This is a genomic window from Bradyrhizobium sp. Bra64, from assembly GCF_024519875.1.
In the GTDB taxonomy this organism is placed as follows: Bacteria; Pseudomonadota; Alphaproteobacteria; order Rhizobiales; family Xanthobacteraceae; genus Bradyrhizobium; species Bradyrhizobium japonicum_G.
This window is the reverse complement of sequence record NZ_JALJRD010000002.1, coordinates 446,241-472,757: the sequence shown is the minus strand read 5'-3', so window position 1 is coordinate 472,757 and position 26,517 is coordinate 446,241. Positions and strand designations below refer to the sequence as shown.

The window sequence follows — 26,517 nt, the reverse complement described above, 5'->3', positions numbered from 1 at the left end:
CAATGACGGCCGGCGGCTTCGGCCACGATGATCTCTCGTCTTCATCATCGAGGAGGAGAGGTTGTCATGTTCAAGGTCTCGATTCTGGTCTGGATCATGCTTGGAACCACGCTGGCTGGTATCAGCCTGATCGTGGTGCTGATGGTCCCGAGCTTTGCCAGCGACGCCATCAGGAACATCCCGTACGCGGTCGCCGTGGGCTTTGCGCTCGCGATGCCGTTGTCATACCTCGTCGCACGCCAGATCGGCGGTGGACAGCAGCGCGCGCGCAAGGCATGAGAAGCCCGCGCTGAGACTGGCGCGGCGCTTCATGCTGGCCTATCGTCGGACTCATGCGGTTGAAATCGAACATATGGGTCGCAGCCTATCTGCGCCGGTGCCAGACCGAGGGCGTGTACGGCGCGGTGCGTCGTCGCGGGGCCGAGGAGGCGGGAGCGGTGTTCGTGAAGGTGTCGCTGCTCGACGGCAATGCGATGCTCTATGTGCCGGCGCCGCAGACCGTCTATGACGACGGCCGGCCGGTCGACCGCTTCTTCGTGCCGGTTGCGCAGCAGCCGCTGCCTGAGCCCGCGGTCGAGGAACGGCTGACCAAGGAAATACGCTTCGATTCGGATGTCTGGATCGTCGAGACCGAGGACCGCGCCGGGCGACACTTTCTCGAGCTCGCGAAGACCTGATTACCGATCCGACGATCCGCCTGTGCCGGTGCGCACCGCCGGGCTCGAGCCGGGCTGCACGCCGGGCCGCGTCTGGCTCGCGCCCGCGCGCGCGCGCTGGCGCTCGCTGTCATGCAGCGACGGCTGGTACTTTGCCCGCGTGACGGCGAGCGTCGAGCCGCGCCAGGCCGCCAGCATCACCAGCGCCGAGCGATCGCCGAGGCGATCGTAGAGCCGTGACAGCCGGTACACCGCTTCGACCGACATGCCGATCTCCGGCTTGAAGAACAGCAGAATGCGCTGGAAGTTCGGGCTCGGCATGTCGAGAGCGCGCGCGGCGATCGCCAGCGCTTCGCCGCCGGCATCGTCCACGATCTGGGCGGCGACGCGCGAGGGCAGGATCAGGCTGTCGCCGAGTTCGAAGGTGAAATTCTCGACGTCGCCCGCGATCGCCGCCATCTCCAGGATCTGGATCGCGCGCTTGGCGCGCACGGTCGGAATTCGCGGCGCGGCCTTCAGCGGCGTCTGCGCCAGATTGTGCAGGATCAGCGCGCGCTGGGACGCATCGGCGCGGAAGAACATGTCGTGGATTTCGGCGGCGTCACTCGGCTGCATCGCCATGTTCGAGGCCATGCGCTGCTCGGCCTCGGTCGGCGTGCGGACCGGGGAGGGCGCCGGCGGGGCAGCCGGGGTCTCGCGCGCGAGCGGAACCCTGCGGCCTTCCTGGGCTGCGACCAGCCCGAGCTTCTGCAGGATCGGGACGGGCGTCTGAGGATAGATCGCGAGCCGTGCCTTGACGGCCGCGCGTGTCGCATCGTCGACCTGGTCGATCAATCGCGTGGCGAGTTCGACGAATTGCCGCTGTTCGTCCTCGCTGTGGACGCGCGTCTGGACATACAGGTCGGTCAGCACGCGCAGCAGCGTCGGGCGAACATCGACGCCTTCGCGACGGGAGAGGGACATCAGCCCGTCGAATCCGGGAAACAGCGACTTGGTCATTGAGAGATACGCGACCTGGAAAAGATGCTCGCCGCCAGTCTATCGCAGGCTCCTTTAAAGGCTCGTTAAGGAAAACGAGGCGTGAAGCCGGCCCTGCAATTGAAGCCGTTCTCGTGCCGCAACGGGACGGCGGGGCCGGCCCGTGCGGTTACGGTTCCGCCGGCGCGTTTACACCCCGTTAACCATGAACTGATCTTAATGATCCCATGTTGCAGAAGCGCGCTCGGTCGCGCGGCAATTGAAGAGAGCTGACATGGGGACCATCATCGAATTTCCGGCCGGTCGCCGGGTGGGCTCGTCGGGGGACGTGGCTCCGCGCGCGGACATGGGAACGATCTTGATCCTCCCGGTGATCCGCATCGAGCGCGAGAGCGACGAAACCAGCGGCGATCGCGGACCGGAGCAGGGCACAGCGCCGGGGCGTCGTCGCCGTCGCCGCTAGCCTCCGGCTTTGCAATGCCGGAAGACCTTCGCCAGATCCGCGCCGTCGCAACGGCCATCCTGCTCGCAGCTTTGGGCGCGATGCTCGCCGCCTGCAGCGGCGGTGATTTCGGCCGCACCCGCGAGAGCATGCGCAGCGACGACATGCATCGCTGGCTGGGGGCCGAGGTCACCGGCAGCGTCGGCCTGAGGCCGTCCCAATTCCAGCTCACCGACGCCGAGCGCCAGCTTCGCGACCTCGCCTATCCCATGATCGAGCCGCCGCTGTCGCGCCCGGCCTGGAAGAGCGTGTTCGGCGACTACAAGGCGCTGCCGTCACCCTGGCAGCAGAAGATCGTGTTCGACCGCACCATGTACGGACGCACGCTGATCGACGAGCCGCACCGCTCGCATTCCTCGCGCTATGCGCAGCTGATCGAGGACGTGCGCAACGACATCACCCGCTTCGAGCCGTTCTTCGCCTCCGCGATCCACGTCATCGATCTCGACAAGAAGCGCAATGCCAGCATGGCGCGCGTCTCCGAGCTCTCGCCGAGGGAGAGGGAGGATGCGGTCGCGCGCATGCAGGAGAATTCGCTGATCATCCAGTGGGTCCAGCAATGCCTCGAGCAGCGCGTCGCGTCCTATCGCTGGGCGCTGGAACGCCTGGTGATCCAGGCGCCCGACGGCATGGCCGCCGATGCCGACCGCCTGATCGGCGAACTCGCCGCCCAGACCGCCAACCCGCCGGTCGCGGCGCAGCCGCCCTACGGCCGCGCGGTCGTCGTGAAGGGCTGATCGGGGCGCGTCCGCCGGGGCGGAGGTCCGGCGCGCTACCGCTTTGGCATGGTCCGGTCCAGGAATTCAAAAAGCCGGCGCCGGGAGTCTTCGGTCAGATCTTGTCGGAACCGATATTCGACGCGATGGCCGCGGACGTCGATCTTGCTCGTTCCGTCCAGCCGTTGGCAATCCCAGCAATGCGTCGCGTCGGGATAGAGGTGCCACTCCGCGGGCACACCGCTTCCCTTGATCGCTTCCAGCTTGTCGATACAGTCCGATGCGGGCGTCTCGGTGTCGGCGCCCCCCATCAGGACGAGAAGCGGATTCGAAATATCCGTATTGACCAGGTCGAACGGCGGCCGTCCCTTCGGCGTGATGCGGAAGCAGCCGGGATAGACACTTGCAACCGCCGCAAACCCCGAGTCGATTTTCAACGCGCTGACGTAGTGCGGGCTCGCGGCCAGCAAACTTACCATGGCTCCCCAGGAGAAGCCGGCGAGAGCGATGCGCTTCTTGTCGACGTAGGACTGCTGGCGGAGACGTTCCGCGGCTTGCAGCGCATCCCTAACGCCCCGGAAAAAATTCACGCCGTTTCTTGGACCGAAACAGACGCTCTGGACGTTCCGTGGCCCGAGGCTGTCGACCAGCAGGACAACGTAGCCGTGTGAAATTGCCGCGCGGGCCCACGCAGCGACGGGCCCGTGCAGTCCACTACACTGGTGCATGAGAACGATGGCCGGGAACGGGCCTGGTCCGGTTGGCTTCAGCAGCGCCATCCGGGGCGATGCGAGTTGTTCGACGGATTCAGCGGTGTCGGGAAGGACCAGATCCGGTGCGATTGTCGCTCCGCGATAGATGGTCTCGGCCTCCCAGACCGCGGGCTGCCACGCGGGACCGTCCTGACCGTCCTGGGCGCTGACCCCGCCGGCGCACCAGCCCGCAACCAATCCTGCAACCAGCCCGATCCGCCTGCGCCAGTTCAGCCAGCCCGCGCGCCTTGGGAACTCGCTTTTGCTGCAACCGCTAACCCTTTTGAGCATATCCCCGGACCGCACTGATTGGCGCTTGTTCTCCACATCCATGAGGATAGGATTATTTCGTTGTATCAGGTCATTTTTCGCAAAAGGTCTTTCAAGATGAGCTTAGAGACCAGGAATCCGTTTGAAAGCCGTCTGGATTTCAACCTGCCGCGGAAGCTGCTGCCATTTGCCATTTTGCTGGGGCTGACCGGTCCGGCCGCCGCGCTGACCAAGGAGGCGGCGCTCGAAAATTGCCGGATGACGGTCGGCAAGCCGATCGTGCAGGCGTGCATGCAGGCGCAGGGAGGCCGCAAAGCCGGTGCCGACATCGAGGGGTGCCGCGCCAAGGCGTCTCCTCAGGTCAGGGCTTGCGTGCTCGCCGCACTCAACGCTGCAAACGGCCGTGCCAACGTCGCCGTCGAGCTTCCGAAGGAGGTCGCGCCCAAGCTCGATCCGGGGGCCGCTTTGCCGAAGGGCTTCGTCGCGCCGCCTCGCAGCATCGCCGACATCACCGCGGTCCTGGATGGTGAAAAACCTGACGAGAAGATGCTTGCTGAATTGCGATCGGACGCCGACGCCGCGCCCACGGGGAAGGAATCGCGCCAGGACCTCGCACAATTCTATTTCGATCGGGCCAATGCGCGCGCACAACTCGGCCGGCTCGCCGAATCCATCGCCGATGCAGACAAGGCCGTTGACGTGGGGCGCGGGCTCGTCGGGGCGAACATGCTCGGTCGGATGATGCAACTCCAGTCGCTGCAGCACTCCCTTGCGGGCGATCCGAAGCGTTCTCTCGAGATCATGCAAAGACTTCTGCGCGAATCGGCCAGCATGCCAGGCGCCAAGGGATTGCAGTTCAATACCAACCGTGGGATTGCGTCCGTTCTCATTCAGATGGGCGATGTGGCGCAGGCCGAAGCGTATATGCGCCGCAGCCTGACCGCGATTCAGGAAGCGCGCACCAGCGGCCTTCCCGGCTGGCGAGCCTCCTATGCCAAGTTCGGCCAGAGTTGGGAAGGTGAGCTGGAGATGTCCCGCGCCCAGATCTTCGAGGCGCGCGGCCAGTTTGCCGAAGCCGAGGCAGCCTATCGCACCGCGGAGATTCGCAAGCGGTCGAGCACGAAGGCCATCATGGATGCGGACAGTCCGCCCGCGGAAACTATTCTGCTGCAAGCTATCGACGGCATCGTGCTGAATCAGGCACGCATGAAGGCCCGACAGGGCAGGCTGGCCGAAGCCGAGGTCGACGCCCGCCGTGCGCTGCTGTCGCGCTTGAAGGACACCGGCAAGTACAATCCCGTCACGCCGCGCTTCGTGATCGGGTTGGCCAGCATTCTGGTCGATCAGGGCCGTTACGACGAAGCCGAGAAGCTGGGCCGTGTCGCCCTAGAGATCAACAAGACGGTAGGCGTGCCGGAGGACTCGCAGGCGACGGTGCAATTGTTCTCGCAGCTTGCCGGCATTCTGACGATCCAGCGCAAGACTGCCGAGGCGAACGACATGTTTGCGAGGATCGACAAGGCGATCGCCAATTGGGAGCCGCAGCGCCGCCAGGTCTTCGAGCTCAATCCGTCCCGGATCATGTCGCTCTACGGCGCTGGTCAATTGGACGCCGGGATCGCTGCCGCCGAGCAATTGGTGAAGAAGCAGATCGCTCGGGTCGGCGAAAACCATTTCGACGCCGCCTCGGCGCGCGGCACCCTGGCGGTCGGCCTGATGCGCGCGCGGCGCGACGCCGACGCGATCCGGGAATTCAAGGCGGCCATTCCGGTCATGATGGCGAACGCCAACGAAAACGCCGACGACGAGAACACGAGTGTGGTGGCGGCACGCAGCCAGCGGCTGCAGTCGATCGTCGAGAGCTACCTCCTGCTGCTCGCGAGGGCCGAGGGCAACGGCATTGGCGAGGAGACCTTCAGTCTCGCCGATGCCGTTCGTGGTCGTTCGGTGCAGCAGGCGCTCGCGGCCTCCAGTGCTCGCGCAGCAGCAAAGGATCCCGCGCTCGCCGAGCTCGTCCGCAAGGAGCAGGACCTCACCAAACAGGTCAACGCCCAGCTCGGCACACTCAACAACGTGCTCGCGCTTCCCTCGGCGGAACGCGACGACAAGGGAGTTCAGCAGATCCAGGCGTCGATCGCGGCCTTGCGCGGCGAACGCGACAAGGCGCGCCAGCAGATCAAGCAGAAGTTTCCCACCTACGCCGATCTCGTCTCGCCCCGGCCGCCGAGCGTCGCCGAGATTCGCGCGACGCTTGCCGACAATGAGGCGATGCTGTCCTTCTATTTTGGCCATAACGGCAGCTTCGTCTGGGCCGTGCCGAAGTCGGGCCCGGTGGCTTTCGCCGCGGTCAAGGCGGGTATCGGCGACATCGAGACGAAGATTCGCAAGCTGCGGGAGGCGCTCGAGCCGCAGGCCGCGATGATCTCGGATATTCCGCCCTTCGATCTCAAGCTCGGCTACGAGCTCTATGAGCTGCTGCTGAAGCCCGTCGAGAGCGGATGGAAACCGGCCAACAATCTCATCGTGGTCACCAATGGCGCCCTGGGCCTGTTGCCGCTCTCGCTGCTGCCGACCGCACCGGCCGAAGTTGCTCAGGACGAGGATCCGCTGTTCGTCGGCTACCGCAATGTGCCCTGGCTGGCCCGCACCCATGCCGTGTCGACGGTGCCGTCGGCTGCAGCCTTGCGCACGCTGCGACAATTGCCCCCTGGCAAGCCCGGCAGGGGAGACCTGGTGGCATTCGGCGATCCCTATTTCAACAAGGATCAGCAGGCCGAGGCTGAGGCCGAAGGCGATCAGGCCAAGGTTCTGGTCGCCGACGCCGCCGGCAACGTGACGCGCGGCGGGCCGCTCAAGCGGCGCAACAGTCCCAAGCTGGAGGGTGTCGACAGTGCCGAACTCGGTCTGCTGCCCCGGCTTCCCGACACGGCCGATGAGCTGAAGTCGATCGCGCTGGCCTTGCAGGCGGATCCTTCAAAGGTGTTGTTCCTCGGCAAGAGTGCGACCGAGAGCGTCGTCAAGACGATGGACCTCTCCGGCTTCAGGATTCTGGCCTTCGCCACCCACGGTCTGGTCCCGGGCGAGCTCAATGGATTGACACAGCCGGCGCTGGCCTTGTCGTCCCCGACGGTGACTGGAGAGGGCGGTGACGGCCTCCTGACCATGGAGGAGATTCTCGGCCTCAAGCTCGATGCCGACTGGGTGATCCTGTCGGCCTGCAACACGGGTGCAGGTGCAGGTGCCGGCGCCGAGGCGGCGTCGGGGCTCGGCCGCGCGTTCTTCTACGCCGGAACGCGCGCCTTGCTGGTCACGAACTGGTCGGTGCATTCGCAATCGGCACGGCAACTGGTGACCGACCTGTTCAAGCGGCAGGCGGATGATCCCAAGCTGTCGCGGAGCCAGGCGCTGCGCGAGGCGATGATGGCCCTTGTCGACGGACCCGGCTATCTCAACAGCGAAGGCAAGACCGAGTTTGCCTATGCGCATCCGCTGTTCTGGGCGCCGTACACGATCATCGGCGATGGCGGCGTACGTTGATCGCAGGTGAAGGCAGGCAAGGGCATGGGTGAATTCACAATGAAGCGTCACATTCTGCTTGGGCTTATTGGTGCGGGTCTGTTGCTTTCGGGCGCATCGCGAGCGACACCTCTCATCACGGAAGAGGAAGCCAAATTGCCGCCGCCAAAGGGTGCGATCGCGGCGGACCGGCGCGGTATCATGCGCGGTCCAAAGGTGGAGTTCGTCTCGCCGGGCGACGCCGTCAACTCGCCCATGCGGCTCGTATTGAAATTCGAGTCGTATGGCGGGGCAAAGATTGATCCGGAGTCGGTGAAGGTGATCTTTCTGCGAACGCCGAATGTCGATCTCACCTCGCGGGTGAAGCCGTTTGTCCAGTCCGACGGCATCAACATGCAGGACGCGGAGTTGCCGCCGGGCGAATACACGGTTCGGGTCGACATCAAGGATAGCGATGGCAGGCCGGGCACGACCATCTTCACCCTGAAGGTCGCGCCCAAGTGATATGTCCGTACTGCCAATCCGTGAATGCGGATGGTGTGCTGGTTTGCACGTCCTGCTCGCGCGACATCGCCGTCCCCGCGACGCTGATCGCGGAGCGGGATGATCTCCTGCGCAAGCGCGATGAGCTGCGCGACGAGCTGAAGCGGGCCAGGGGCGAGATCGAGGCCATCATGCTGCGCCGGAAGTCGCGCTGACGATGGAATGTCCGTTCTGCGCCGAGACGATCAAGGACGAAGCGATCGCGTGCAAGCACTGCTCGCGGGACTTGCGCGTCGTGCGGCCAACGCTTCTCGAGATCGACGACATCGTTTCCGAACTGGACAAGCTCAGGCGCGATCTGGACCGCGTCAATGTCCGCCTTGAGCGATACAACAATCCGCTGCGCTATTTCGGAACGCATGCGCTGCTCTACGTCGTGATTCCGGCGGCGCTGCTGACCGTGGCACATGTCCTCGTGACCATCGCCTTCAACCTGTCTCCGATTCCGCTTCGGATTGCATCGATCGTCATCCCGCTGCTGTTCGGATTCGTCGCCTATCCCCTGCACAGGGTTTCGGCGATGGGGGCGTTTCTGCTGGCGGTCCTGGCCGCGAGCGTCAGCATCCTGGCGATGCTGACGGTCACTGGAATCCACGATCGCGTCCCGATCCTGCCGACGGTGTGGATTGAATGGCGGGAAGTGTTCGAATACGGGGTGAGCATCATGCTGGCCTTCGTCTCCGGAAACATCCTGGGCGTCTTGATCTTCCAGGTGCTGCCGCGTGTGCTTGCCCAGGGAGGCAAGCCGAACGCGTTCGCCTTCAGGATGGCGCGCTTGCTCGGACAGCATGTCGGTGAAGAACAGTTGCGTCGCAGGGCTCGATTGATCCAGGACCTCATGCAAACCGTGGGGCCGCTGGCCGGCATCGCCGCGACGGCCGTCGGCTCGATCTACGCCGGCTTGAAGGGCTTGCTGGGATAGCTGGCCGAGCGGTTCAGCGCCGTCGCCCGCTCCGGTCGGGTTTGCGCCGCTGCTTCTGCAGTTTTGCGACAAGATCCTTCAGCGCGTCCGCCAGCGCAGCTATCGCGTTTCGACCACCTCGCCGTCCTCCTTCACGAAGCGGCCGACGGGGTTGTCCAGGAGGTCGACCACCGCTTCCGAGGGCCGGCACAATCGCGTGCCCTTTGGCGTCACGACGATCGGACGGTTGATCAGGATGGGATGCGCGAGCATCTGATCGATCAGCTCGTCGTCGGACCATTTGGTGTCGTCGAGGCCGAGGTCGCGATAGGGCGTGCCTTTCTCCCGCAGCAGCGCGCGAGCGGACATGCCCATGGCCTTGACGAGCCCGACCAGTGTTTCGCGGGATGGCGGCGTCTTCAAATATTCGATGACGACAGGCTCGACGCCGCTCTGCCGGATCATCGCCAGCGTGTTGCGCGAGGTGCCGCAGTCGGGGTTGTGATAGATCGTGACGCTCATCGGGTCGTCTCCGCGATTGGGATGGGGCCTCGCGCCTCGGGCCGTCCGAGCAGCCAGTTCATCAGCAGCATGCCGGCAAGGGCTCCGCAGAGCTCCGCGAGGATGAATCCGGGCAGGTCGGCGGGACGTATGCCCGAGAACGTGTTTGTCAGCGACCTTGCGATCGCCACCGCCGGATTGGCAAACGAGGTCGAGGCCGTGAACCAGTACGCCGCCGTGATGTACAGGCCGACCAGCCAGGGGACGGCAGTGCGCTGGAAACGGATGCCGGCCAGGATCGTTGCGACGAGGCCGAAGGCGGCGACGGCTTCGGCGAACCATTGCGGCCCTCCGGTTCGCACCTTCGTCGAGAGGTCGATCAGCGGGAGTCCGAACATCAGATGCGCTGCCATCGTTCCCGCAATGCCGCCGGCGATCTGCGCGGCCACGTAAAGTCCGGCCTCGTTCACCGGCAGTTCGCGCTTGCCGGTAAAGACCAGCGTGACCGCCGGATTGAAGTGCGCGCCGGAGATCGGTCCGAGCACGGTGATCAGGACGACCAGAATGGCGCCGGTCGGCAACGTATTGCACAGAAGCGCCAGAGCGGCGTCCTTGGTCAGCGTCTCGGCCATGATGCCCGATCCGACCACCGTGGCGACGAGAATGGCCGTGCCCAGCGCTTCAGCCGCGAGGCGGCGCGGAAGATCGAACTGGTCAGGCACGGCTTTTCTCCTTTCGTTTTGGCGAGCAGCAGGCTTGAAGGCTATCGACGACCGGCTCGCAAACTTCCGGCCGCCCGCCGCAGCAATCCCGCAGCAGGAAGACCGCGACGTCCCGGAATTCGGAAAGGTTGGCGCGGTAGACGATCGAGCGGCTGCGGCGCTCGGAGCTGACGAGGCGCGCGCGTGTCAGGATCGACAGATGGGCCGACAGCGTGTTCGGAGGGACTTCCAGCAGGCGGGCGAGGTCGCCGGCCGCAAGGCCGTCGGGCTCGTGCCTGACGAGCGTCCGGAACGCCTCCAGGCGGGTCGACTGGGAGAGGGCGGCGAGCGCGAGAACGGCTTCTTCAGTTTCCATATATCCAGATTTATGGAAATATTGGATTTCCGTCAACCGAATCCGGAGCGCCTTCTCGGTTCATATTTCGAATATTCTAGAAGTACAGTTGACGGCGCAGACGGTCGGACGCAATATGGAGCGATGAAGATCGCTGACGCAGCCGCACGTCTGGAAGCCTTGGGCAATCAAACCCGGCTCCAGATCTATCGCGCCCTGGTCCGGGCAGGGCACTCGGGCATGCCCGTGGGCCGTTTACAGGAGAAGCTGAAGATCCCGGCGTCGACGCTGTCGCATCACATCAAGACGCTGGTCTCGGTCGGGCTTGTCAGTCAAGTCCGGGAATCGACGACCCTGGTCTGTCACGCGAACTTCGATGCGATGCGGGGGCTGGTCGATTTTCTGGCGGCGGAGTGCTGCGCAGACGAAGTCGGATGCAGGAATGCGCAGACGGCGGCGTGATCCTTCTCGGCCGATTTATTCGATCATTCTAGAATGACGGGAGTAGGGACATGAGCGACGTGAAGACAGTTGCCGTCGTCGGGGCGGGGCCGGTGGGTCTCGCTGCGGCCGCCCATGTGCTCGAACGCGGCATGTCGCCCATCGTGCTCGAGGCCGGACCCGAAGTGGGACACGCGGTTCGCCAGTGGAGCCACGTCCAGCTCTTCTCGCCATGGGAATACAATGTCGACAACGCCGCCGCGCGTTTGCTCGCACCGACGGGATGGAATTCGCCGGATCCCAAGTCCTATCCGACCGGCGGCGAACTGCTCGATCGATATCTGACGCCGCTCGCGAGGCGAACGCCGCTGCGCGAAGTGATCCGGACATCCAGCCGCGTCTCTGCCATCAGCCGCGTCGGTTTCGACAAGGCGAAGACCCGGGGACGAAACCAGGCGCCTTTCGAAATCCGCTACCAGAACGGCAAAGGTCCCGAAGTCCTGCGCGCGGATGCCGTGATCGATACATCAGGCACATGGTTCTCGCCCAATCCGGCCGGCGGTAACGGCTTGCCGGCGATCGGCGAGCGTGAATGCGCCGGCCACATCGGCTACGGCATGCCGGATGTCCGCGGGGCCGCTCGCGCCAGATATGCCGGCAAGACCGTCGCGGTGCTCGGCGCCGGTCATTCCGCGGTGGGCACGCTGATCGATCTCGTGCATCTCGCGGACGAGGTGCCGGGGACGCAAGCGATCTGGCTGTTGCGCGGCGCCGATCCCGCCAAGGCATTTGGCGGCGGCCGCAACGACAAGCTTGCCGCACGCGGCGAGCTTGGCAGCGCCTTCGCCGCGCTTGTTGCCGCCGGGAAGATCAAGGTCGAGACCGAATTCGGCGTCACGCATCTGTCCGAATCCGACGGTCGCCTCAGGATCGCGGCCGGCAGCTGTTGCGGCGCGCGAAGCGTGGTTGCGGATGAGCTGATCGTGTCCACCGGCTTTCGTCCCGATCTGTCGTTCCTGTCCGAACTGCGCCTGCGGCTCGATCCCGCCATCGAGGCACCGGCCGCGCTGGCGCCGCTGATCGATCCCAACGAGCACAGCTGCGGTACGGTGCGCCCGCACGGCGCGCGCGAGCTCGCGCATGACGAGCCGGGTTTCTATCTCGCCGGCATGAAGTCCTACGGGCGCGCCCCGACTTTTCTCATGATGACGGGCTATGAGCAGGTCCGCTCGATCGCGGCCGAACTTGCCGGCGACAAGGAGGCTGCGGCGAGGGTCGAGCTCGTGCTGCCGGAGACCGGCGTCTGCACGCGCGGCGGCGTCGAGTCCATTGAAGCCGCATCAGGATGTTGCGGCGGGCCGGCGAAGCAGGAACCAACGGCCTGTTGCGCCGCCGACGAAGCGGCGAAGGAGGCAGGTGGCGCGGGGTGCGGTTGTTCATGACGCCGGTCCCTGCGGGCCAGGCCCGAGGTCCGTTCGCCATCGTGTTCGCGCTCGGCACCGCGCAAACCATCGCGTGGGCGTCGAGTTACTATCTCCCCGCCATCCTGGCTGCGCCGATCGCGCGCGATCTCGGTCTTGCGCCGACTTACGTGTTCGGCGCGCTGTCGGGAGCGCTCGTGATCTCCGGGCTGCTCGGCCCGCGCGTCGGGCACGCCATCGATACGTTCGGAGGGCGAAGCCTGCTCGCCATCTCGAACCTCGTGTTCGTAGCAGGCTTGCTCCTGCTGTCCGTCGCCCATGGCGTAGCGGTCCTGATTGCAGCCTGGACGCTGCTCGGGATCGGCATGGGCATGGGGCTCTATGAAGCGGCTTTCGCGACGCTTGCGCGCATCTATGGCACCCATGCACGACGAACCATTACCGGCATCACCCTGATTGCCGGCTTTGCCAGCACCCTCGGCTGGCCCCTCACGACGTGGCTGGATTCCGAGTACGGCTGGCGTGTGGCCTGCCAGGTCTGGGCGGTGATCCATATCGGCCTTGCGTTGCCGCTCAATCTCTCGCTGCCGCGTGCGGTCCCGTTGGACCAGCAGTCCCGACCGGGCACCGGCGCGCACCAGCAGACCGGACGCCAGAGCGAGACTTTCGCCATGGTGCTGCTGGCCTACATGTTTGCGGCAGCAAGTTTCGTCAGTTCGGGAATCTCGGCCATTCTGCCGACCATGCTGGTTGCGTTCGGCGCGACACCGGCCCAGGCCTTGCTCGCGGGCGCGTTGGTTGGCCCTGCGCAGGTCGGCGCGCGCCTGCTGGAGGCAGGATGGCTCGCCCGGTTTCATCCGCTGCTCTCGGCGAGGCTGGCCGTGCTGATGAATCCAATCGGCGTCGTTGCGCTGGTGGTGGGCGGACCCTTGCTCGCGTCGACTTTCACGGTGCTGTACGGGGCAGGCAACGGCATCATCACCATTGCCCGCGGGACGCTCCCATTGGTGCTGTTCGGGCCGGCCGGATTCGGCAGGCGCGTCGGCATGATCTCGCTGCCGTCCCGGGTGACGGGTGCCGCCGCGCCGCTCGCATTGGGGTTGATGGTGGAGCACATCGGCAGCGGTGCGCTGTGGATCAGTGCGCTGGTCTCGGTCTCGGCCTTCTTTGCGCTTCTGCTGCTTCGTACGGACGAGGCGCCATCGAAACCGCTTCAGGCGGGAGGACAGCATTCGTAACCTGAGCGGCCGGTCCCTGATTGCGGTGATGTGCATCGGCCAGGTCGGCAACCTGCTGCCGCATGTGACGTTGTCCGCGAATCTGGCGCAGCATCTGATGCCGGCGTGGGGGCTGTCGGCGGCCGAAGGCGGCTTGATGGCGAGCGGTTATGCGTTCGGCTACATGCTCGCCGTGCCCGTGTTGACGACGTTGACCGATCGGGTCGACGCACGGCTCGTTCTGCTCTGGGGCTCGATCGTCAGCGGGCTGGCGACCGTAGCGTTCGGAATCTTCGCGCAAGGGTTTTGGTCCGCGACCGCGATCTGGTCCCTTGCAGGGCTTGGATTTGCCGGTGCGTACATGCCCGGCCTGAAGGCGCTGACGGACCGGCTTCCTGCCGGCGACACCTCGCGCGCCGTCACGCTGTACACGTCGAGCTTCTCGGTCGGCGTCGGCCTCTCGTTCCTGCTCGCGCAAGTGATCGCCGACCGTTGGGGCTGGCGGACCGCTTTCCTTGTCACCGGCTTCGGTCCCGTCGCAATGGTCGTCGCGTGCCTCCTCATGCAGGGGCAGCGGCCTGCGCCGAAGGCCGGACGCCTCCTGAACTTCGCACCCGTCTTCGCCAACCGCGAGGCGCTCGGATACATATTCGGCTACGGCGCCCATTGCTTCGAACTCTACGGCATCCGCACCTGGCTGGTCGGGTTCTGGACCTTCGTCATCGCTCATCAAGGCGCGCCGTCGTGGCTGAGCCCCGTCTTGCTGAGCTTCTGCTTCGCAGTGATCTCGATGCCCGCCAGCATCCTCGGCAACGAGGCCGCACTGAAGTTCGGCCGCCATCGGGCGATCACGATCGTGATGATCACGTCGGCCTGCGTCGCACTGATCATCGGGCTCAACGCAACTGCGCCGGCATGGGTGCTCGCGCTGCTGCTGCTCGTCTACGGTTTGACGGTGCCGGCGGATTCGGGCGCGCTGACCGCCGGCATGTCGGCCGCCGCGACATCAGAGCATCGGGGTGCAACCCTGGCCCTGCACTCGACGGTGGGCTTCGGCCTGTCAGCGGTTGGGGCCTGGGGGACGGGCGCTGCGCTCGACATTGCCGGCGGCCCGCAGAGCGCGCACGGCTGGCTGCTGGCGTTCATCGTCCTCGCAGCCGGAATCGCGGTGGGGCCGCTCGCACTGCTCTGGGCGCGGAAGGTCCCACCACGGAAGCCGGTGTCGGTGGACTAGCGAGTCAGGTGCTCGCTTCGAGGGGAGTGCAGAACTGGACGGGGTGGAAATGGACAGGGGAACAGGATCAGAATTTCTCGGATGCATCGCTCCCCCCATCCTCATCAGCCTGGAGGATTGTTTCCGATAGCAACGCAGCGGCTTTCTGGAGTGGAGCTATGAACCGGTCCAACTCGGCGAAGCTCACGCGTGCCACGGGAACGGAGACGCCCAGGCACGCGATCAACTCGCGATCCGGAGACAGGATCGGAACAGCGCAGCCAACGACCCCTCTCACATACTCTTCGTTGGTCTTGGCCCAGCCGCGTTTGCGGGTCTCATCGAGGACCTTCATCAGGCTCTCGACGTCGATGATCGTCGTGTCGGTATATTTGGTGAGAGGGAGCGCCCAGCACAGCCTCTCACGCGCCCGCTCCGGCAACCGGCTCATGTAGATCTTGCCGGTGGACGTGCAGTGAAGTGGCGCTGCTTCCCCCGGGTTGAACTGGAGACCTTGAGGTTGCGACACGCGGACGCTGTCGACATACGCAACGACATTGTCACGCACGACGCCGATCTCGCACTGCTCGCCGATTTCAGTGGCGACTGCGCGGAGCACAGCATGCCGACGTGCGGTACGAAAAGCGGCGCCGATGACCCGGGCTGACAACGTGACCAGTTGATTGCCGACCACGTAGCGCTTTGTTCCGAGCGCTCTCTGAAGCAGCCCGCGCTGCTCCAGATTTCCGATGAGTCGATGCGCGGTCGGTAGCGGCAGAGCGAGCGCATTGGCGATTTCTGCGACCGAGACCGCCCTGACTTGACCGGCGACATGGCCGACGATGGCGAATGCACGGTCGAGAGGTCCTTCGGCGTTGTCTTGCGGCATTTTGCATCCTCTCAGGCGTAGTCGTCTCTGTAAGACAAATTATCATTTTTCGGAATTAAAACTACCAAAATATGAAAAATATCTTTGATGCGATCGCTTGTTGCCCATATCGTTGGCTCTGCCGAAAGGTGAACAGGATTTGTGCAGCGCAAAGTGAAGCCCTGCCGGGCGCGCTCATCAGGAGAGTGGGATGTCTCGCCATTACAACGTCGATGCCGTGCGGAAGGAATTTCCGGCTGTCGAGCGGATCACCTATCTCGACTCCGGCTTCCAGACGCCCCTCTCGCGTCCCGTCAAAGCGGCGATCGACCTTTTTCTCCGCGAAGGCCTCGAGACGGCCGGTCCGAAAAGCGTGTGGCTCGATCGCGTCGAGCAGACCCGGGAAAAGCTGGCGCGGCTCCTCGGCGCAGCGACAGATGAAATCGCGTTCACCAAGAACACCTCGGAAAGCATGAACATCGCGGCCAACGCGCTGCCTCTGCGTGCCGGCGACAAGGTGCTGATGATCCACGGCGATCATCCGAATAACGCCTATGCGTTCCTCAATCTGCGACGCAAGGGCGTTACGGTCGAGTTTGTGCCGATGACGGCAGTCGTGAATGCCGAGAGCCTTCGTTCGCATATCGACGCGAACACAAGGGCGATCTCGATGTCGCAGGTGACTTTCCATGCCGGTCATCGTTTTGACGTCGAGAGCATCGGCGCCTTGTGCCGGGAGATGGGACTCTATTTCGTCGTTGACGTGATGCAGGCGATCGGCGTCGTGCCGATCGATGCGAAAGCCCTGCGCGCGACCTTCATCGGGTCGGGCAGCCACAAGGGATTGCTCGTGCCGCAAGGGCTCGGGCTCCTGTATTGGGACAAATCCAGGACCGAGCTCGAGCCCGCCTATCTCGCCGTCGCGAGCCTTGCCGAGGTCCCGGCCGATCTCATCGCCAGCTCCGACAAGCTCGACTTGGCCACCAGCGCGCGCCGCTTCGAGCTCGGCAACTTCAACCTCCCGGCGATCCATGCGCTCGGCGCCTCGCTCGACATGATCGAAGCGCTGGGCGTGCAGAATATCCAGAATCATTGCCTCGATCTCGGCGATCATCTCATCGCCCAGCTCGATGCTCTGGACATTCGCCTCGTCGGTCCCCGCAACCGGCAGCACCGCGCGCCGCATATCTACGTCATCGCGCTCCCTGCCGCCGAGTGGCTTGGCCATTTCGAGCAGAATGGTGTCCGCGTGTCGCCGGAGCGGGACGGCATTCGCGTGTCGTTCGGAATGTTCAACAATTTCGCGGATGTCGATCGCCTGATCGATGTCATCAAGCGGCGCGGCCTGAAGCCGTCATCCAGGGCCGCCTAGGCCGTCCATCAAAGGGGAGATGCACATGATGAATTTTGCACGTGTATTCGGTGTTCTGTCCGGCCTCGTGGCCGTCGGCGCCTTTGTCCAGCCGTCGACCGCGGCCGATAGTCCCACGCTCGCCAAGATCAAGTCGAGCGGTGCCGTCACCATCGGCTATCGCGAGGCTTCCATTCCGTTCTCGTATCTTGGTCCCGATCAAAAGCCGATCGGCTTTTCGCTGGACCTCTGCGCCGCCATCGTCGAGCGCATCAAGGCCGAAATCAATCTGCCCAATCTCGCCGTCAACTACACTCCGGTGAACTCGTCCAACCGGATTCCGCTCATTCAAAGCGGTACCGTTGACATCGAATGCGGCGGTACGGCGAACGACAAGAAACGGCAGGAGCAGGTTTCGTTTTCGGTCGCGACATTCGTCAGCCAGCCGCGCTGGCTGACGAAGGCGGACAGCGGGCTGAAGACGGCCGGCGATCTCAAGGGCAAGACGATCGTCGTCACCCAGGGCTCCAATGCCGTTGGCTTCGCGCAAGGTGTGAATGCGAAGCAGCAACTCGGATTCAACATCGTCCAGGCGAAAGACCATGCGGAATCCTTCCTGATGCTGAATACCGGCCGCGCCGCCGCCTTTATGGAGGACGATATCCTTCTCGCCGGCCTCAAGGCCGCAGCTCCGAATCCGAACGCGCTGATATTTCTCCCCGAGGGTTATGCGAAGGTCTATTATGGCCTGATGTTCACGAAGGGCGACGCCGGCTTCAAGGCGCTCGTCGACGACGTTCTTTCGAAACAGATGGCGTCGGGCCAGTTCGAAAAGACCTACACGAAATGGTTCACCCGGCCGATTCCGCCCAAAGGCGAGAATCTCGCGTTCCCGCTGACGGACGAACTCATGGAGCGGATCGCGCATCCGAGCGACGCGGTCGACTAGTCGAAATGATACCGGAGAATTTTTCGGCAAGCTGATCCTCTCTCGCATCCGGAGCCCCGAGGTTCGCCATGTTCGCAGTGCTTTTTGAGCAGACGGCGGATGGCCAGCGCTATATCGACTGGCTTCTGTCGGGTCTCGGCTGGACCTTGGCGTTGGCTTTCTTCGGCTGGTGGATTGCCTTTGCGGTCGGGGTTGTCGTCGGGATCGGCCGGACCGTGCAGAACCGGGTCGTCGCAGCGTTCGCGCGCCTGTATGTGGAGATATTCCGCAACATCCCCGTCCTGGCGCAGATGTTTCTCTGGTATTTCGTCCTGCCGGAGATCCTTCCGCCCGCGCTTGGAAACGCCATCAAGCAGATACCGCCGCCCTGGGGATCGTTCTTCCCGGCGCTCGTGTGCCTGAGCCTCTACACCGCTGCGCGTATCGCCGAGCAGGTTCGTGCCGGGATCGAGGCCTTGCCGAAAGGGCAAACCGAGGCGGCAAACGCGCTCGGGCTCACCGGATATCTGACCTATCGGCACATCATCCTGCCGCAGGCGCTGCGTTTGATCATGCCAAGCCTGACCAGCGAGGTGATGGGCATCTACAAGAACACCTCCGTCGCACTCACGATCGGCCTGATGGAGCTTACGGCTCAGGCTCGCCAGATCAGCGAAGCGACGTTCCAGACCTTCACGGCCTTCGGCGCCGCGACGCTGATCTATCTCGCGCTGGCGCTGATCGCCTACCAGGGGATGGCGCTGATCGATCGGGCCGTGCGCATCCCCGGTGCCGCACGGGCTGGCGATGCGATCGAGCCGAGCCTGGTCGACGACGTCAAACAGGTCGGCTGCTTACCCGACGCGATGGAGGTCGCGAAATGAACAGCCTCGATTTCTCGATTGTTCTTCAGGCGTGGCCCTATCTCTGGTCCGGGTTGCTGTTTTCGCTCGCGCTGACTGCTGTGGCTTTCGTGGTCGGCATGATCCTGGGCACCTGTTTTGCGCTCCTGCAGCACTTCGAGCTGCCTGTGATCGGAAAGATTGTGCGCGGCTACATCGCCTTGATCCGCTCGATCCCACTGATCCTCGTCCTGTTCTGGTTCTTCTTTCTGGTGCCGATCGTGCTTGGCCATCTCGCCGGCAACGGCCGTCCGATTCCGATCGGCGCCACCTGGACTGCCTTCATCACCTTCGGCCTGTTCGAGGCGGCCTACTATTCGGAGATCATTCGCGTCGGATTGCGCGCCGTGAACCGGGGACAGTTTGAGGCGTGCCAGGCGCTCGCATTGTCCACCTTCGAGACGTATCGGAGCGTGATCCTCCCGCAGGTGCTCCGCGTGGCGAGCCCGATCATCCTCAGCCAGACCATCATCCTGTTCCAGGACACCTCGCTAGTCTACGTGCTTTCGCTGACTGACCTGCTCGGTGCAGCCTCGAAACTTGCGCAGCTCAACGGCCGTCTCGTTGAGATGTACCTCGTGGTCGTCGCGGTCTACCTCGCCATCAGTTCGGCGGCATCGCAGTGCGTCGCGTTGCTGCGCAGGCGCTATGCGATCGCGGGAGCGCATCGATGAGGAATCGTTCGAGAACCGCCGTCCTTGGGAGACGAAGATGATTCAGGAGATCGCCGCACACGAGACGAGCCGATCATCGGCCATCGTTGCCGTGGAGGGCGTGGTGAAGCGGTTCGGCCGTTTCACGGCCCTGAGCGACATCAATCTCAGTGTCGCGGCGGGCGAGAAGATCGTCCTTTGCGGTCCCTCGGGTTCTGGCAAATCGACGCTGATCCGCTGCATCAACCATATCGAGAAGCATGATGGCGGCCGCATCGTCGTCGATGGCGTTGAGCTGACGGACCGGATGACCGACGTCAACAGCGTCCGCCGCGAGGTCGGCATGGTGTTCCAAAGCTTCAATCTGTTTCCGCATCTCTCGGTCGTCGAGAACTGCATGCTGGCGCCGATGAAGGTGCGCGGCCTGTCCCGCGTGGAGGCGTATGAGCGTGCGATCGGCTTTCTCCGGAAGGTGCGGATCCATGATCAAGCGACCAAATATCCGGGACAGCTCTCCGGGGGCCAGCAGCAGCGCGTTGCGATCGCCCGCGCCCTCTGCATGCAGCCGAAGATCATGTTGTTTGACGAGCCGACCTCTGCGCTCGATCCGGAGATGGTCAAGGAGGTGCTCGAAACCATGGTGGAGCTGGCGCGGGATGGAATGACCATGGTCTGTGTCACGCACGAGATGGGTTTTGCCCGCGAAGTCGCTGACCGGGTGGTCTTCATGGATCGCGGGTCGATCGTCGAGGAAGCCGATCCTGAAACCTTCTTTCGTGCGCCCAGGACCGAACGAGCGAAGGGTTTTCTCAGCCAGATCATCCATTAGGAACGGCGTCCGTGCAGGGTGCGGGCGCTGTGATCATGGCATCCCTTGCTCCGACATGAAAAAACCCGCGGCGGATTGCTCGGCGCGGGTGTTACGATCTTTCGATCTTGTCATTCTGCCAGTGTTTTGCCCGACGTGTCAAAGCTTCCAAGTCCATGGCGCCGCCGCTTCGCCCTGGGATCTGCGACGTGAGTTTTGGGTGATCGGATAGTCCAACGATTTCAATGACCCTGTACTGTGCATGGGGTTGTTTTCGCGCTTTTTGCTTTGAACTGCTGACGCAGCCCCACGTCAGCGCCGTCCGCGCGGCGCCTCGGCCTTGGCGGGCACCTCTGTCTGCGGCGCGCAGGTTGCAGCCTGAAGCGAGGCTTGCGCCTGCGGCATCAGGCCGGGCTCGGCGGCGAGCGCCTTCATGACGATGAGCCCGGTCGCGGTCGGGGAATCGATGATCAGGCGGTCGGCCGCGGTGATCTCCTCGTCCTCGGGCAACTCGCTGTGCTGCGCTTCCGTCATCAGGTCGAGCTCGATCACCTTCCTGCCGGCGGAGCGATCGTTGATGGCGTAATAGGCGATCTCGTTGCGGGTGTAGAACGACACCGAGGTGTAGGCCTGGCTCACCGGCACGGTGAGCTTGATCGGCCCGCTTGTGAGGTCATAGCGGCAGATCGCGAGCGCAAAGGCCGGGTCCATGAACGGCATCGGTGAGGTGTTGGGATCGGCGAGGGGAAGCTGGGTGACGCCGTTGAGCTTGGTCATCGGCGTCAGCCGTGAATAGGCGTCCTGGGTCGCGATCCGCGGCAGCGCCAGCACGCTGACGAGATGGACCACGAGGCCCAGCAGCACGCCCGCGACGATGGTGAACAGGAGCCGGATCATGAGCAGCCCACCGTCGAGATCGTGGGCATCGGCGCATCGCGCTGGGTGCGCGTCGCAACGCCGACCGGGGTGTCGTAGAGCCGCAGCATCAAGGCGTAGCGCTCGATGCCGCCGGTCGGCAGCCAGTTGCCGGCGCGCGAGCGCGAGGCGATGCGGATCTCGAACGTGCCGTCGGACCCCCGCACGATCTCCTGGCTGGTGAAGCCGTAGCGCTGCAGCGTGTTGGCGACGAGGTGGCCCTTGCGGTCGTAAAGCGTCAGCGTCCAGAACCGCGCCGGCGGCGTCACTCCGGAGACGACGACGTCGCAGCGGCCGTCGAGCGGCTTCTTCTTGTCGTCGGCGGTCGCGGTGAAGGCGACGCCGTCGCCGGTGCCGATCGGCAGCTCGCCGTTGCGCACGATGGTGGCGCGCGAATAGGGATCGACGTCCGCGGTGCCGGTGCGCGGGCGGGCGGTCCAGGGGCCGATGGTCAGCGCGCCGATCTCGGTGCCGCGCGTCGTCGTCATCCAGGTCGCGCCGACGCCCACCACGGTTGCGAGCAGAAGGGCCGTCAATGTGATCAGGATCAGCCGCACGGGTTTCGATCAGTTCTTGCGCGGGGCGGATGCGTTCGCATTCTCTTCCGCATAGTTCTGCGGGAAGGCGAGCGCGCTCGTGGACGCGGCCGGCTTGGCTGTCTTGCCGTCGTCGGCAGCGGACTTGTTGGCGGCCCGGGCCGCGTCATCCAGCAGCTTCTCGACGCGGACCAGAATGTCGGCGCCGCGCTTGGTCAAGACGGGCGGCGGACCGGGCTTGGTCTCCAGCACCTTCGGCGCAGCGTTGGCTTGCGCGTTGGCAACGCGTTCCGGCGGCAGCTTCTGGCCCATGCCGACGCCGGGGATCTCCCGGACCTCGACGCCCTGATGCGCCGCGACCATGATGTCGTGCCAGGTCTGTGCCGGCAGCGAGCCGCCGGTCATGCGGTTGGTCGGCGAATAGTCGTCATTGCCGTACCAGACCGCGCAGGTGAAATTGCCGGTGTAGCCGACGAACCAGGCGTCGCGATACGCATTGGTCGTGCCGGTCTTGCCCGCGGTCGGAATGCCGTCGAGGGCGGCGCGGCGCGCGGTGCCTTCGCTGACGACGTGGCTCATCATGCCGGCCATGTCGGCGGCAATGTTCGGCGGAATGGCTTGCCGCGGCTTCGGCCCGTCGCGGTCCCAGCGCCAGACGAGGTCACCGGCGCCGGTGCGCACCTCCAGCACCGCATGCGGCGTCACCGCCTTGCCGCGGTTCGGGAAGGTCGCATAGGCGACGGCGTGCTCGAGCACGGTGACTTCGTCCGAGCCGATCGGCAGCGACGGCGTGTCGGGCAGCGGCGCCTTGAGGCCGAAGCGGCGGGCGACCTCGACGATCTTGGCGCGGCCGATCTTGGCCGGGTTCGGCGCCTTCGGCTGCTCCTTCTGGCCGATCGCGATCGACAGTTTCACCGGCACCACGTTGATCGAGCGCGTGATCGCCTGTGTCAGCGTCACCGCGCCGGAATAGGAATGGCCATAGTTCTGCGGGCACCAATTGCCGATGCAGACCGGTCCGTCGATCACGATCGAATTCGGCGTGAAGCCGTTCAGAAGCGCGGTGGTGTAGACGTAAGGCTTGAACGAGGAGCCCGGCTGGCGATAGGCGTCGGTGGCGCGGTTGAACTGGCTGGCGCCGTAGTCGCGGCCGCCGACCATGGCGCGGATGCCGCCGTCGAGATCGGAGACGACGGTCGCGGCCTGGGTCGCGTGATAGTCGCGGCCGAACTGGCGCAGCTGGTTCTCGACCGCGTCTTCCGCCGCCTTCTGCACGTTGGCGTCGATCGCGAGCCGCACCACGAACACGCGCTCGGTGTAGGATTTCGGGAAGGTGTCGACCAGTTTGCGCATCTCGTCGAAGGCGTAGTCGAGATAATAGTTCGGCGAAGCCTCGTCGCGGCGGTCGACCGCGAAGGCGGGATTGCGGCGGGCGCCGAACACCTGGCCCTCGGTCATGAAGCCGGCATCGACGAGGTTGTCGAGCACGACATTGGCGCGGGCGCGGGCTGCGGGCAGGTTGATGTGGGGGGCGTATTTCGTCGGCGCCTTGAACAGGCCCGCGAGCATCGCCGCTTCCGCCAGCGTCACGTCACGCGCGGACTTGTTGAAGTAGAAATGCGCGGCGCCGTCGACGCCGAAAGTGCCGCCGCCCATATAGGCGCGATCGAGATACAGCTTGAGGATCTCGTTCTTGGTCAGGCGCCATTCGAGCCAGACCGCGAGGAAGGCTTCGTTGACCTTGCGCTCGATGGTTCGCTCGTTGCTCAGGAACAGGTTCTTGGCCAGCTGCTGGGTGATCGAGGAGCCGCCCTGGCGGACGCCGCCGGCCTGGGCGTTGGTGACGAGCGCGCGCGCGGTGCCGGCGATGTCGATGCCAAAATGCTCGTAGAAGCGGCGGTCCTCGGTCGCCAGCGTCGCCTTGATCAGCACGTCCGGAAAATCTTCCAGCGGGATCGAGTCGTTGTGCTTGATGCCGCGGCTGCCGATCGGGTTGCCGTAGCGGTCGAGGAAGGACACGGCGAGATCGGACTTCTTCAGCCAATCCTCGTCCGCGGTCTCGCGGAAAGCGGGGATGGCGAGCGTCAGCATCACGACCAGGCCGCCGAGGCCGAGGGTCGCGGCCTCCGACAGCGGCTCGATGAACACCCAGCGCTTCCACCGCCCGACATAGAAGCGGTCCATGAAGGTCGAGTAGCGCTCGTAGAGCTCGCGGATGCCCTTGGCCGAGGAGAACAGCGAGGAGTCGATGCGCGCATCGAGATCCAGGAAGAAATTCCGGACCTTCTGCTTCCAATGCGGTGGTATGATCTGGCGCACCTAGAACCCTTGAGGCTTGGTTCGAAAGCGTTCAAGCACCCGGCCGGGGCGGCATCGAGACGTCTTGCGGGAATGTTGCGGCAAACCCAAGGCGCCCGGTTCGCGTCCGTGGGGACTTGCCGTTCCTTCTAGCCGAGCAGGGCCTATAAACCAATGGTCACGCTTGCGATTTTGAACAACAGGCCTAATTGACCCCGGTTCATTACGGGCCTTCCGCGAGCGCTGCTTGCAGCCTTACGGCCGCACGCCCTAGATGGCACCAGCCGTAGCTCTTCGAATCTTGTTGAGGCGCATGACCGCAGCTCCCAAACGACCTTCAGGCCAGGAAGGATTCTTCTGGAAAACCAAGACGTTGGAGGAGATGTCGGGGCCGGAATGGGAAAGCCTGTGCGACGGCTGCGGCCGCTGCTGCCTGAACAAGCTCGAAGAGGAGGACACCGGGGAGATCTATTTCACCCATGTCGGCTGCAAGCTGCTCGATGCCGGGACCTGCGGCTGCAAGGATTACGCGAATCGTTCCGACAAGGTTCCTGACTGTGTCCGCCTGACCCCGGCCAATGTCCGCACCCTGAACTGGCTGCCCCCGAGCTGCGGCTACAAGCTCGTCGCGGAAGGCCGCGACCTCTATTGGTGGCATCCGCTGGTATCCGGCGATCCCAACACCGTGCATGAGGCCGGTGTCTCCGTGCGCGGCCGGGTCGAGGGCAGCGAGGAGCAGATCCCGGACGATGAGCTCGAGAACCACATCGTGCAGTGGCCGGCGCAGCTGCCGAAACGGGCGCGCCTGAAGCGACGCCCGAAGGACTGATCCGCCTGCAACTTCGGATCACGGCTTCGGGATGGCCGTGGGGTGGGATGCACCCATGCGCCGCGGTGCCTGCCCGGGAAGAACTTTGCTGTCTACATTGGGCTGCATAGAACGAATCCTTCGCGGCGTTGCGCCGCACCACGGTTTCCGATCGAGATGAACAAGTTTGACCGGCGGAGCAGTTCTGCCGATACCCAGGTGTTGCCCGACGATATCGCCGAAGAGCTGTCGCGGCTTCCGAGCGAGGTCTTGAGCGTCGACGACGCTCCTTCGCTCGCGCCGCCGGCGCCGCTGTCACAGGACGAGGTGCGGACCATCGTGCTCAGCCTGATGCTGACGATGTTCCTGGCAGCACTCGACCAGACCATCGTGGCGACCGCGCTGCCGACCATCGGTCGCCAGTTCCAGGACGTCTCGAACCTGTCCTGGGTCATCACGGCCTATCTGCTCGCCTCGACCGCGGTTGCGCCGGTGTTCGGCACGCTCAGCGACATCTACGGTCGCCGCGTCATGATCATCATCTCGCTCAGCCTGTTCGTCGCCGGCTCGGTGCTGTGCGCGGTCGCACCGAACATGCCGATGCTGATTCTGGCGCGCGGCCTCCAGGGCCTTGGTGGCGGCGGCATCATGCCAGTGGTGCAGACGGTGATCTCCGACGTCGTGTCGCCGCGCGAGCGCGGCCAGTATCAGGCCTATTTCTCCAGCGTCTGGATGGTCGGCGGCATCCTCGGCCCGGTCATCGGCGGCGTGTTCGCCGAGCATCTGCACTGGTCGATGATCTTCTGGATCAACCTTCCACTCACGGCCGCGGCGCTCGCGCTGCTGCTGCCGAAGATGAAGAAGATCCCGGTGTTCCATCGCAAGCGCAAGGTCGACTGGCTTGGCGGCGTGTTGTTGATGGCGTCCGCGGTGGTCTTCATGCTGGTGCTGACGTGGGGCGGGACGCGCTATCCATGGCTGTCGCCGACCGTGCTCGCGATGGTCGGTGGCGCCGTCGCGCTCGTTGTCACCTTCGTGTGGCACGCGCGGCGTGCGGACGAGCCGTTCCTGCCGCTGCCGCTGCTCGGAGGGTCGGTCGCGCCGTTCGGGCTGATGGCCGGCGGCTGCGCGCTCGGCGCGATCACGGGCCTCACCGTGCAGCTCCCGCTCTATTACGAACAGGTCTATCACCTCAGCGCCAGCGAAGCGGGCCTCGCCCTGATTCCGCTCGCGGCGGTCTCGACCTGCGGCGCGGCGATCGCCGGTCGCACCATGGCGCGCGCCAAGCATTACAAGCGGGTCGCCATCATCGGCACGTCCTGGGCCGCGCTGTGCGGCCTCGGTCTCACGTTGACGACGCTGCCGCTATGGGCCCTGCTGACGCTGATGGCTGCGTTTGCGCTCGGCCTCGGCACCACTTTTCCGGTCTGCGTGGTCTCGCTGCAGAATTCGGTCGCCCGTCCGCAGGTCGGTACCATCACCGGCGCGTTGAACTTCTTTCGCTCGCTGATGTCCTCGTTCACGGTTGCGGCCTTTGCCGCCATCCTGCTGATCGCGCTCGGCACCGACATTCCGCTCGCCGGCGAGCATCATGCCGCGGGCAGCATCCCTGCGATCCCCGCCGACGACATGCGGCACGCGTTCCGCTACGTCTTCGGCGCCGCGACCGCGCTGATGACCGGGGCCGCGCTCTGCCTGATCATGATGGAGGAGCGGCCGCTGGCCGGCCCCTCCGTCACCAAGCATGTCGAGATGGTGGAGTAGGGC

Annotated in this window: 28 protein-coding genes; 19 read left to right on the top strand and 9 right to left on the bottom strand. The window is 64.7% G+C overall.

Going from position 1 to position 26,517, the window contains the following annotated elements:
- The first annotated feature begins 66 nt into the window (after positions 1 to 66).
- On the top strand, positions 67 to 279 hold the full coding sequence (locus NR187_RS09770) for a hypothetical protein (RefSeq protein WP_211382910.1): 213 nt from the start codon (positions 67 to 69) through the stop codon (positions 277 to 279).
- 53 nt (positions 280 to 332) lie between these two features.
- A complete protein-coding gene (locus NR187_RS09765; protein ID WP_211382911.1) occupies positions 333 to 677 on the top strand; it encodes a DUF1491 family protein in 345 nt (114 codons plus the stop codon).
- Here the strand turns inward: NR187_RS09765 and NR187_RS09760 are convergent, their stop codons facing one another.
- Positions 678 to 1,655, bottom strand: a complete 978-nt coding sequence (locus NR187_RS09760; RefSeq protein WP_211382912.1) for a DUF2336 domain-containing protein — start codon at positions 1,653 to 1,655, stop codon at positions 678 to 680.
- A 253-nt stretch (positions 1,656 to 1,908) separates the two neighbouring features.
- On the opposite strand from NR187_RS09760, the gene NR187_RS09755 reads away from it, so the two are divergent.
- Positions 1,909 to 2,097, top strand: a complete 189-nt coding sequence (locus NR187_RS09755) for a hypothetical protein (RefSeq protein WP_211382913.1) — start codon at positions 1,909 to 1,911, stop codon at positions 2,095 to 2,097.
- A gap of 14 nt (positions 2,098 to 2,111) precedes the next feature.
- On the top strand, positions 2,112 to 2,873 hold the full coding sequence (locus NR187_RS09750; protein WP_211382914.1) for a hypothetical protein: 762 nt from the start codon (positions 2,112 to 2,114) through the stop codon (positions 2,871 to 2,873).
- A 35-nt stretch (positions 2,874 to 2,908) separates the two neighbouring features.
- Here the strand turns inward: NR187_RS09750 and NR187_RS09745 are convergent, their stop codons facing one another.
- Positions 2,909 to 3,937 carry a dienelactone hydrolase family protein gene (locus tag NR187_RS09745; RefSeq protein ID WP_249128945.1) on the bottom strand — a complete coding sequence of 343 codons (1,029 nt, stop codon included), beginning with the start codon at positions 3,935 to 3,937 and terminating at the stop codon, positions 2,909 to 2,911.
- Positions 3,938 to 3,991: 54 nt separating this feature from the next.
- On the opposite strand from NR187_RS09745, the gene NR187_RS09740 reads away from it, so the two are divergent.
- The 4 genes from NR187_RS09740 to NR187_RS09725 are packed head-to-tail and all read left to right on the top strand — an operon-like array spanning position 3,992 to position 8,855.
- Positions 3,992 to 7,411 carry a CHAT domain-containing tetratricopeptide repeat protein gene (locus NR187_RS09740; protein WP_211382915.1) on the top strand — a complete coding sequence of 1,140 codons (3,420 nt, stop codon included), beginning with the start codon at positions 3,992 to 3,994 and terminating at the stop codon, positions 7,409 to 7,411.
- Positions 7,412 to 7,417: 6 nt separating this feature from the next.
- Positions 7,418 to 7,894, top strand: a complete 477-nt coding sequence (locus tag NR187_RS09735) for a hypothetical protein (RefSeq protein WP_256806348.1) — start codon at positions 7,418 to 7,420, stop codon at positions 7,892 to 7,894.
- A 35-nt stretch (positions 7,895 to 7,929) separates the two neighbouring features.
- On the top strand, positions 7,930 to 8,088 hold the full coding sequence (locus NR187_RS09730) for a hypothetical protein (RefSeq protein WP_249128946.1): 159 nt from the start codon (positions 7,930 to 7,932) through the stop codon (positions 8,086 to 8,088).
- A 2-nt stretch (positions 8,089 to 8,090) separates the two neighbouring features.
- Positions 8,091 to 8,855 (top strand): hypothetical protein, encoded by a 765-nt coding sequence (locus tag NR187_RS09725; protein ID WP_211382917.1) that lies wholly within the window; start codon positions 8,091 to 8,093, stop codon positions 8,853 to 8,855.
- 99 nt (positions 8,856 to 8,954) lie between these two features.
- On the opposite strand, the gene arsC is transcribed toward NR187_RS09725, so the two are convergent.
- From arsC to NR187_RS09710, 3 genes are read right to left on the bottom strand one after another with little or no spacing between them, the layout of a single operon-like run.
- The gene (arsC, locus tag NR187_RS09720; RefSeq protein WP_211382918.1) at positions 8,955 to 9,356 is read right to left on the bottom strand and encodes an arsenate reductase (glutaredoxin); all 402 of its coding nucleotides are present in this window, start codon (positions 9,354 to 9,356) and stop codon (positions 8,955 to 8,957) included.
- A complete protein-coding gene (locus tag NR187_RS09715; RefSeq protein WP_211382919.1) occupies positions 9,353 to 10,057 on the bottom strand; it encodes an MIP/aquaporin family protein in 705 nt (234 codons plus the stop codon). Before NR187_RS09715 ends, arsC begins: the two co-directional genes overlap by 4 nt.
- Positions 10,050 to 10,412 (bottom strand): helix-turn-helix transcriptional regulator, encoded by a 363-nt coding sequence (locus NR187_RS09710; protein ID WP_211382920.1) that lies wholly within the window; start codon positions 10,410 to 10,412, stop codon positions 10,050 to 10,052. The genes NR187_RS09715 and NR187_RS09710 overlap by 8 nt, the downstream gene beginning before the upstream one ends.
- Positions 10,413 to 10,535: 123 nt before the next feature.
- Between NR187_RS09710 and NR187_RS09705 the strand changes: the two genes are divergently transcribed.
- Genes NR187_RS09705 through NR187_RS09690 form a run of 4 tightly spaced genes read left to right on the top strand, consistent with a single transcriptional unit; the run spans position 10,536 to position 14,704 of the window.
- Positions 10,536 to 10,853, top strand: coding sequence for a helix-turn-helix transcriptional regulator (locus tag NR187_RS09705; RefSeq protein ID WP_211382921.1), 318 nt, complete (start codon positions 10,536 to 10,538; stop codon positions 10,851 to 10,853).
- A gap of 50 nt (positions 10,854 to 10,903) precedes the next feature.
- Entirely contained in the window at positions 10,904 to 12,274 is a 1,371-nt protein-coding gene (locus tag NR187_RS09700) for an NAD(P)-binding domain-containing protein (protein WP_256806347.1), read from the top strand.
- Positions 12,271 to 13,491, top strand: coding sequence for an MFS transporter (locus tag NR187_RS09695; RefSeq protein ID WP_211382923.1), 1,221 nt, complete (start codon positions 12,271 to 12,273; stop codon positions 13,489 to 13,491). Before NR187_RS09700 ends, NR187_RS09695 begins: the two co-directional genes overlap by 4 nt.
- A 28-nt stretch (positions 13,492 to 13,519) precedes the next feature.
- The gene (locus NR187_RS09690) at positions 13,520 to 14,704 is read left to right on the top strand and encodes an MFS transporter (protein WP_211382924.1); all 1,185 of its coding nucleotides are present in this window, start codon (positions 13,520 to 13,522) and stop codon (positions 14,702 to 14,704) included.
- Positions 14,705 to 14,771: 67 nt separating this feature from the next.
- Here the strand turns inward: NR187_RS09690 and NR187_RS09685 are convergent, their stop codons facing one another.
- Positions 14,772 to 15,572, bottom strand: a complete 801-nt coding sequence (locus NR187_RS09685; RefSeq protein ID WP_211382925.1) for an IclR family transcriptional regulator — start codon at positions 15,570 to 15,572, stop codon at positions 14,772 to 14,774.
- Between the two features lie 190 nt (positions 15,573 to 15,762).
- Here NR187_RS09685 and NR187_RS09680 point away from each other — a divergent pair, with 190 nt between their 5' ends.
- The 5 genes from NR187_RS09680 (at position 15,763) to NR187_RS09660 (ending at position 20,214) form a co-directional block, all read left to right on the top strand.
- Positions 15,763 to 16,923: an aminotransferase class V-fold PLP-dependent enzyme gene (locus tag NR187_RS09680; RefSeq protein ID WP_211382926.1), complete on the top strand. Its 1,161-nt coding sequence runs from the start codon at positions 15,763 to 15,765 to the stop codon at positions 16,921 to 16,923.
- A gap of 19 nt (positions 16,924 to 16,942) precedes the next feature.
- Positions 16,943 to 17,851 (top strand): amino acid ABC transporter substrate-binding protein, encoded by a 909-nt coding sequence (locus tag NR187_RS09675; protein WP_211382927.1) that lies wholly within the window; start codon positions 16,943 to 16,945, stop codon positions 17,849 to 17,851.
- A 68-nt stretch (positions 17,852 to 17,919) separates the two neighbouring features.
- Positions 17,920 to 18,714 carry an amino acid ABC transporter permease gene (locus tag NR187_RS09670; protein ID WP_211382928.1) on the top strand — a complete coding sequence of 265 codons (795 nt, stop codon included), beginning with the start codon at positions 17,920 to 17,922 and terminating at the stop codon, positions 18,712 to 18,714.
- Positions 18,711 to 19,406, top strand: coding sequence for an amino acid ABC transporter permease (locus NR187_RS09665; RefSeq protein WP_211382929.1), 696 nt, complete (start codon positions 18,711 to 18,713; stop codon positions 19,404 to 19,406). Before NR187_RS09670 ends, NR187_RS09665 begins: the two co-directional genes overlap by 4 nt.
- A 37-nt stretch (positions 19,407 to 19,443) precedes the next feature.
- Entirely contained in the window at positions 19,444 to 20,214 is a 771-nt protein-coding gene (locus NR187_RS09660; RefSeq protein ID WP_249128947.1) for an amino acid ABC transporter ATP-binding protein, read from the top strand.
- A gap of 291 nt (positions 20,215 to 20,505) precedes the next feature.
- On the opposite strand, the gene NR187_RS09655 is transcribed toward NR187_RS09660, so the two are convergent.
- Genes NR187_RS09655 through NR187_RS09645 form a run of 3 tightly spaced genes read right to left on the bottom strand, consistent with a single transcriptional unit; the run spans position 20,506 to position 23,963 of the window.
- Complete coding sequence (locus tag NR187_RS09655; protein WP_211382930.1) at positions 20,506 to 21,090, bottom strand: DUF1254 domain-containing protein; 585 nt, start codon at positions 21,088 to 21,090, stop codon at positions 20,506 to 20,508.
- A complete protein-coding gene (locus NR187_RS09650; RefSeq protein WP_211382931.1) occupies positions 21,087 to 21,665 on the bottom strand; it encodes a DUF1214 domain-containing protein in 579 nt (192 codons plus the stop codon). Before NR187_RS09650 ends, NR187_RS09655 begins: the two co-directional genes overlap by 4 nt.
- Before the next feature lie 9 nt (positions 21,666 to 21,674).
- Positions 21,675 to 23,963, bottom strand: coding sequence for a transglycosylase domain-containing protein (locus NR187_RS09645; protein ID WP_211382932.1), 2,289 nt, complete (start codon positions 23,961 to 23,963; stop codon positions 21,675 to 21,677).
- A gap of 292 nt (positions 23,964 to 24,255) precedes the next feature.
- Here NR187_RS09645 and NR187_RS09640 point away from each other — a divergent pair, with 292 nt between their 5' ends.
- Together NR187_RS09640 and NR187_RS09635 are read left to right on the top strand one after the other, a co-directional pair.
- On the top strand, positions 24,256 to 24,771 hold the full coding sequence (locus NR187_RS09640) for a YcgN family cysteine cluster protein (protein WP_211382933.1): 516 nt from the start codon (positions 24,256 to 24,258) through the stop codon (positions 24,769 to 24,771).
- Positions 24,772 to 24,927: 156 nt separating this feature from the next.
- Positions 24,928 to 26,514, top strand: a complete 1,587-nt coding sequence (locus NR187_RS09635; RefSeq protein WP_211382934.1) for an MDR family MFS transporter — start codon at positions 24,928 to 24,930, stop codon at positions 26,512 to 26,514.
- The last annotated feature ends 3 nt before the right edge of the window (positions 26,515 to 26,517 follow it).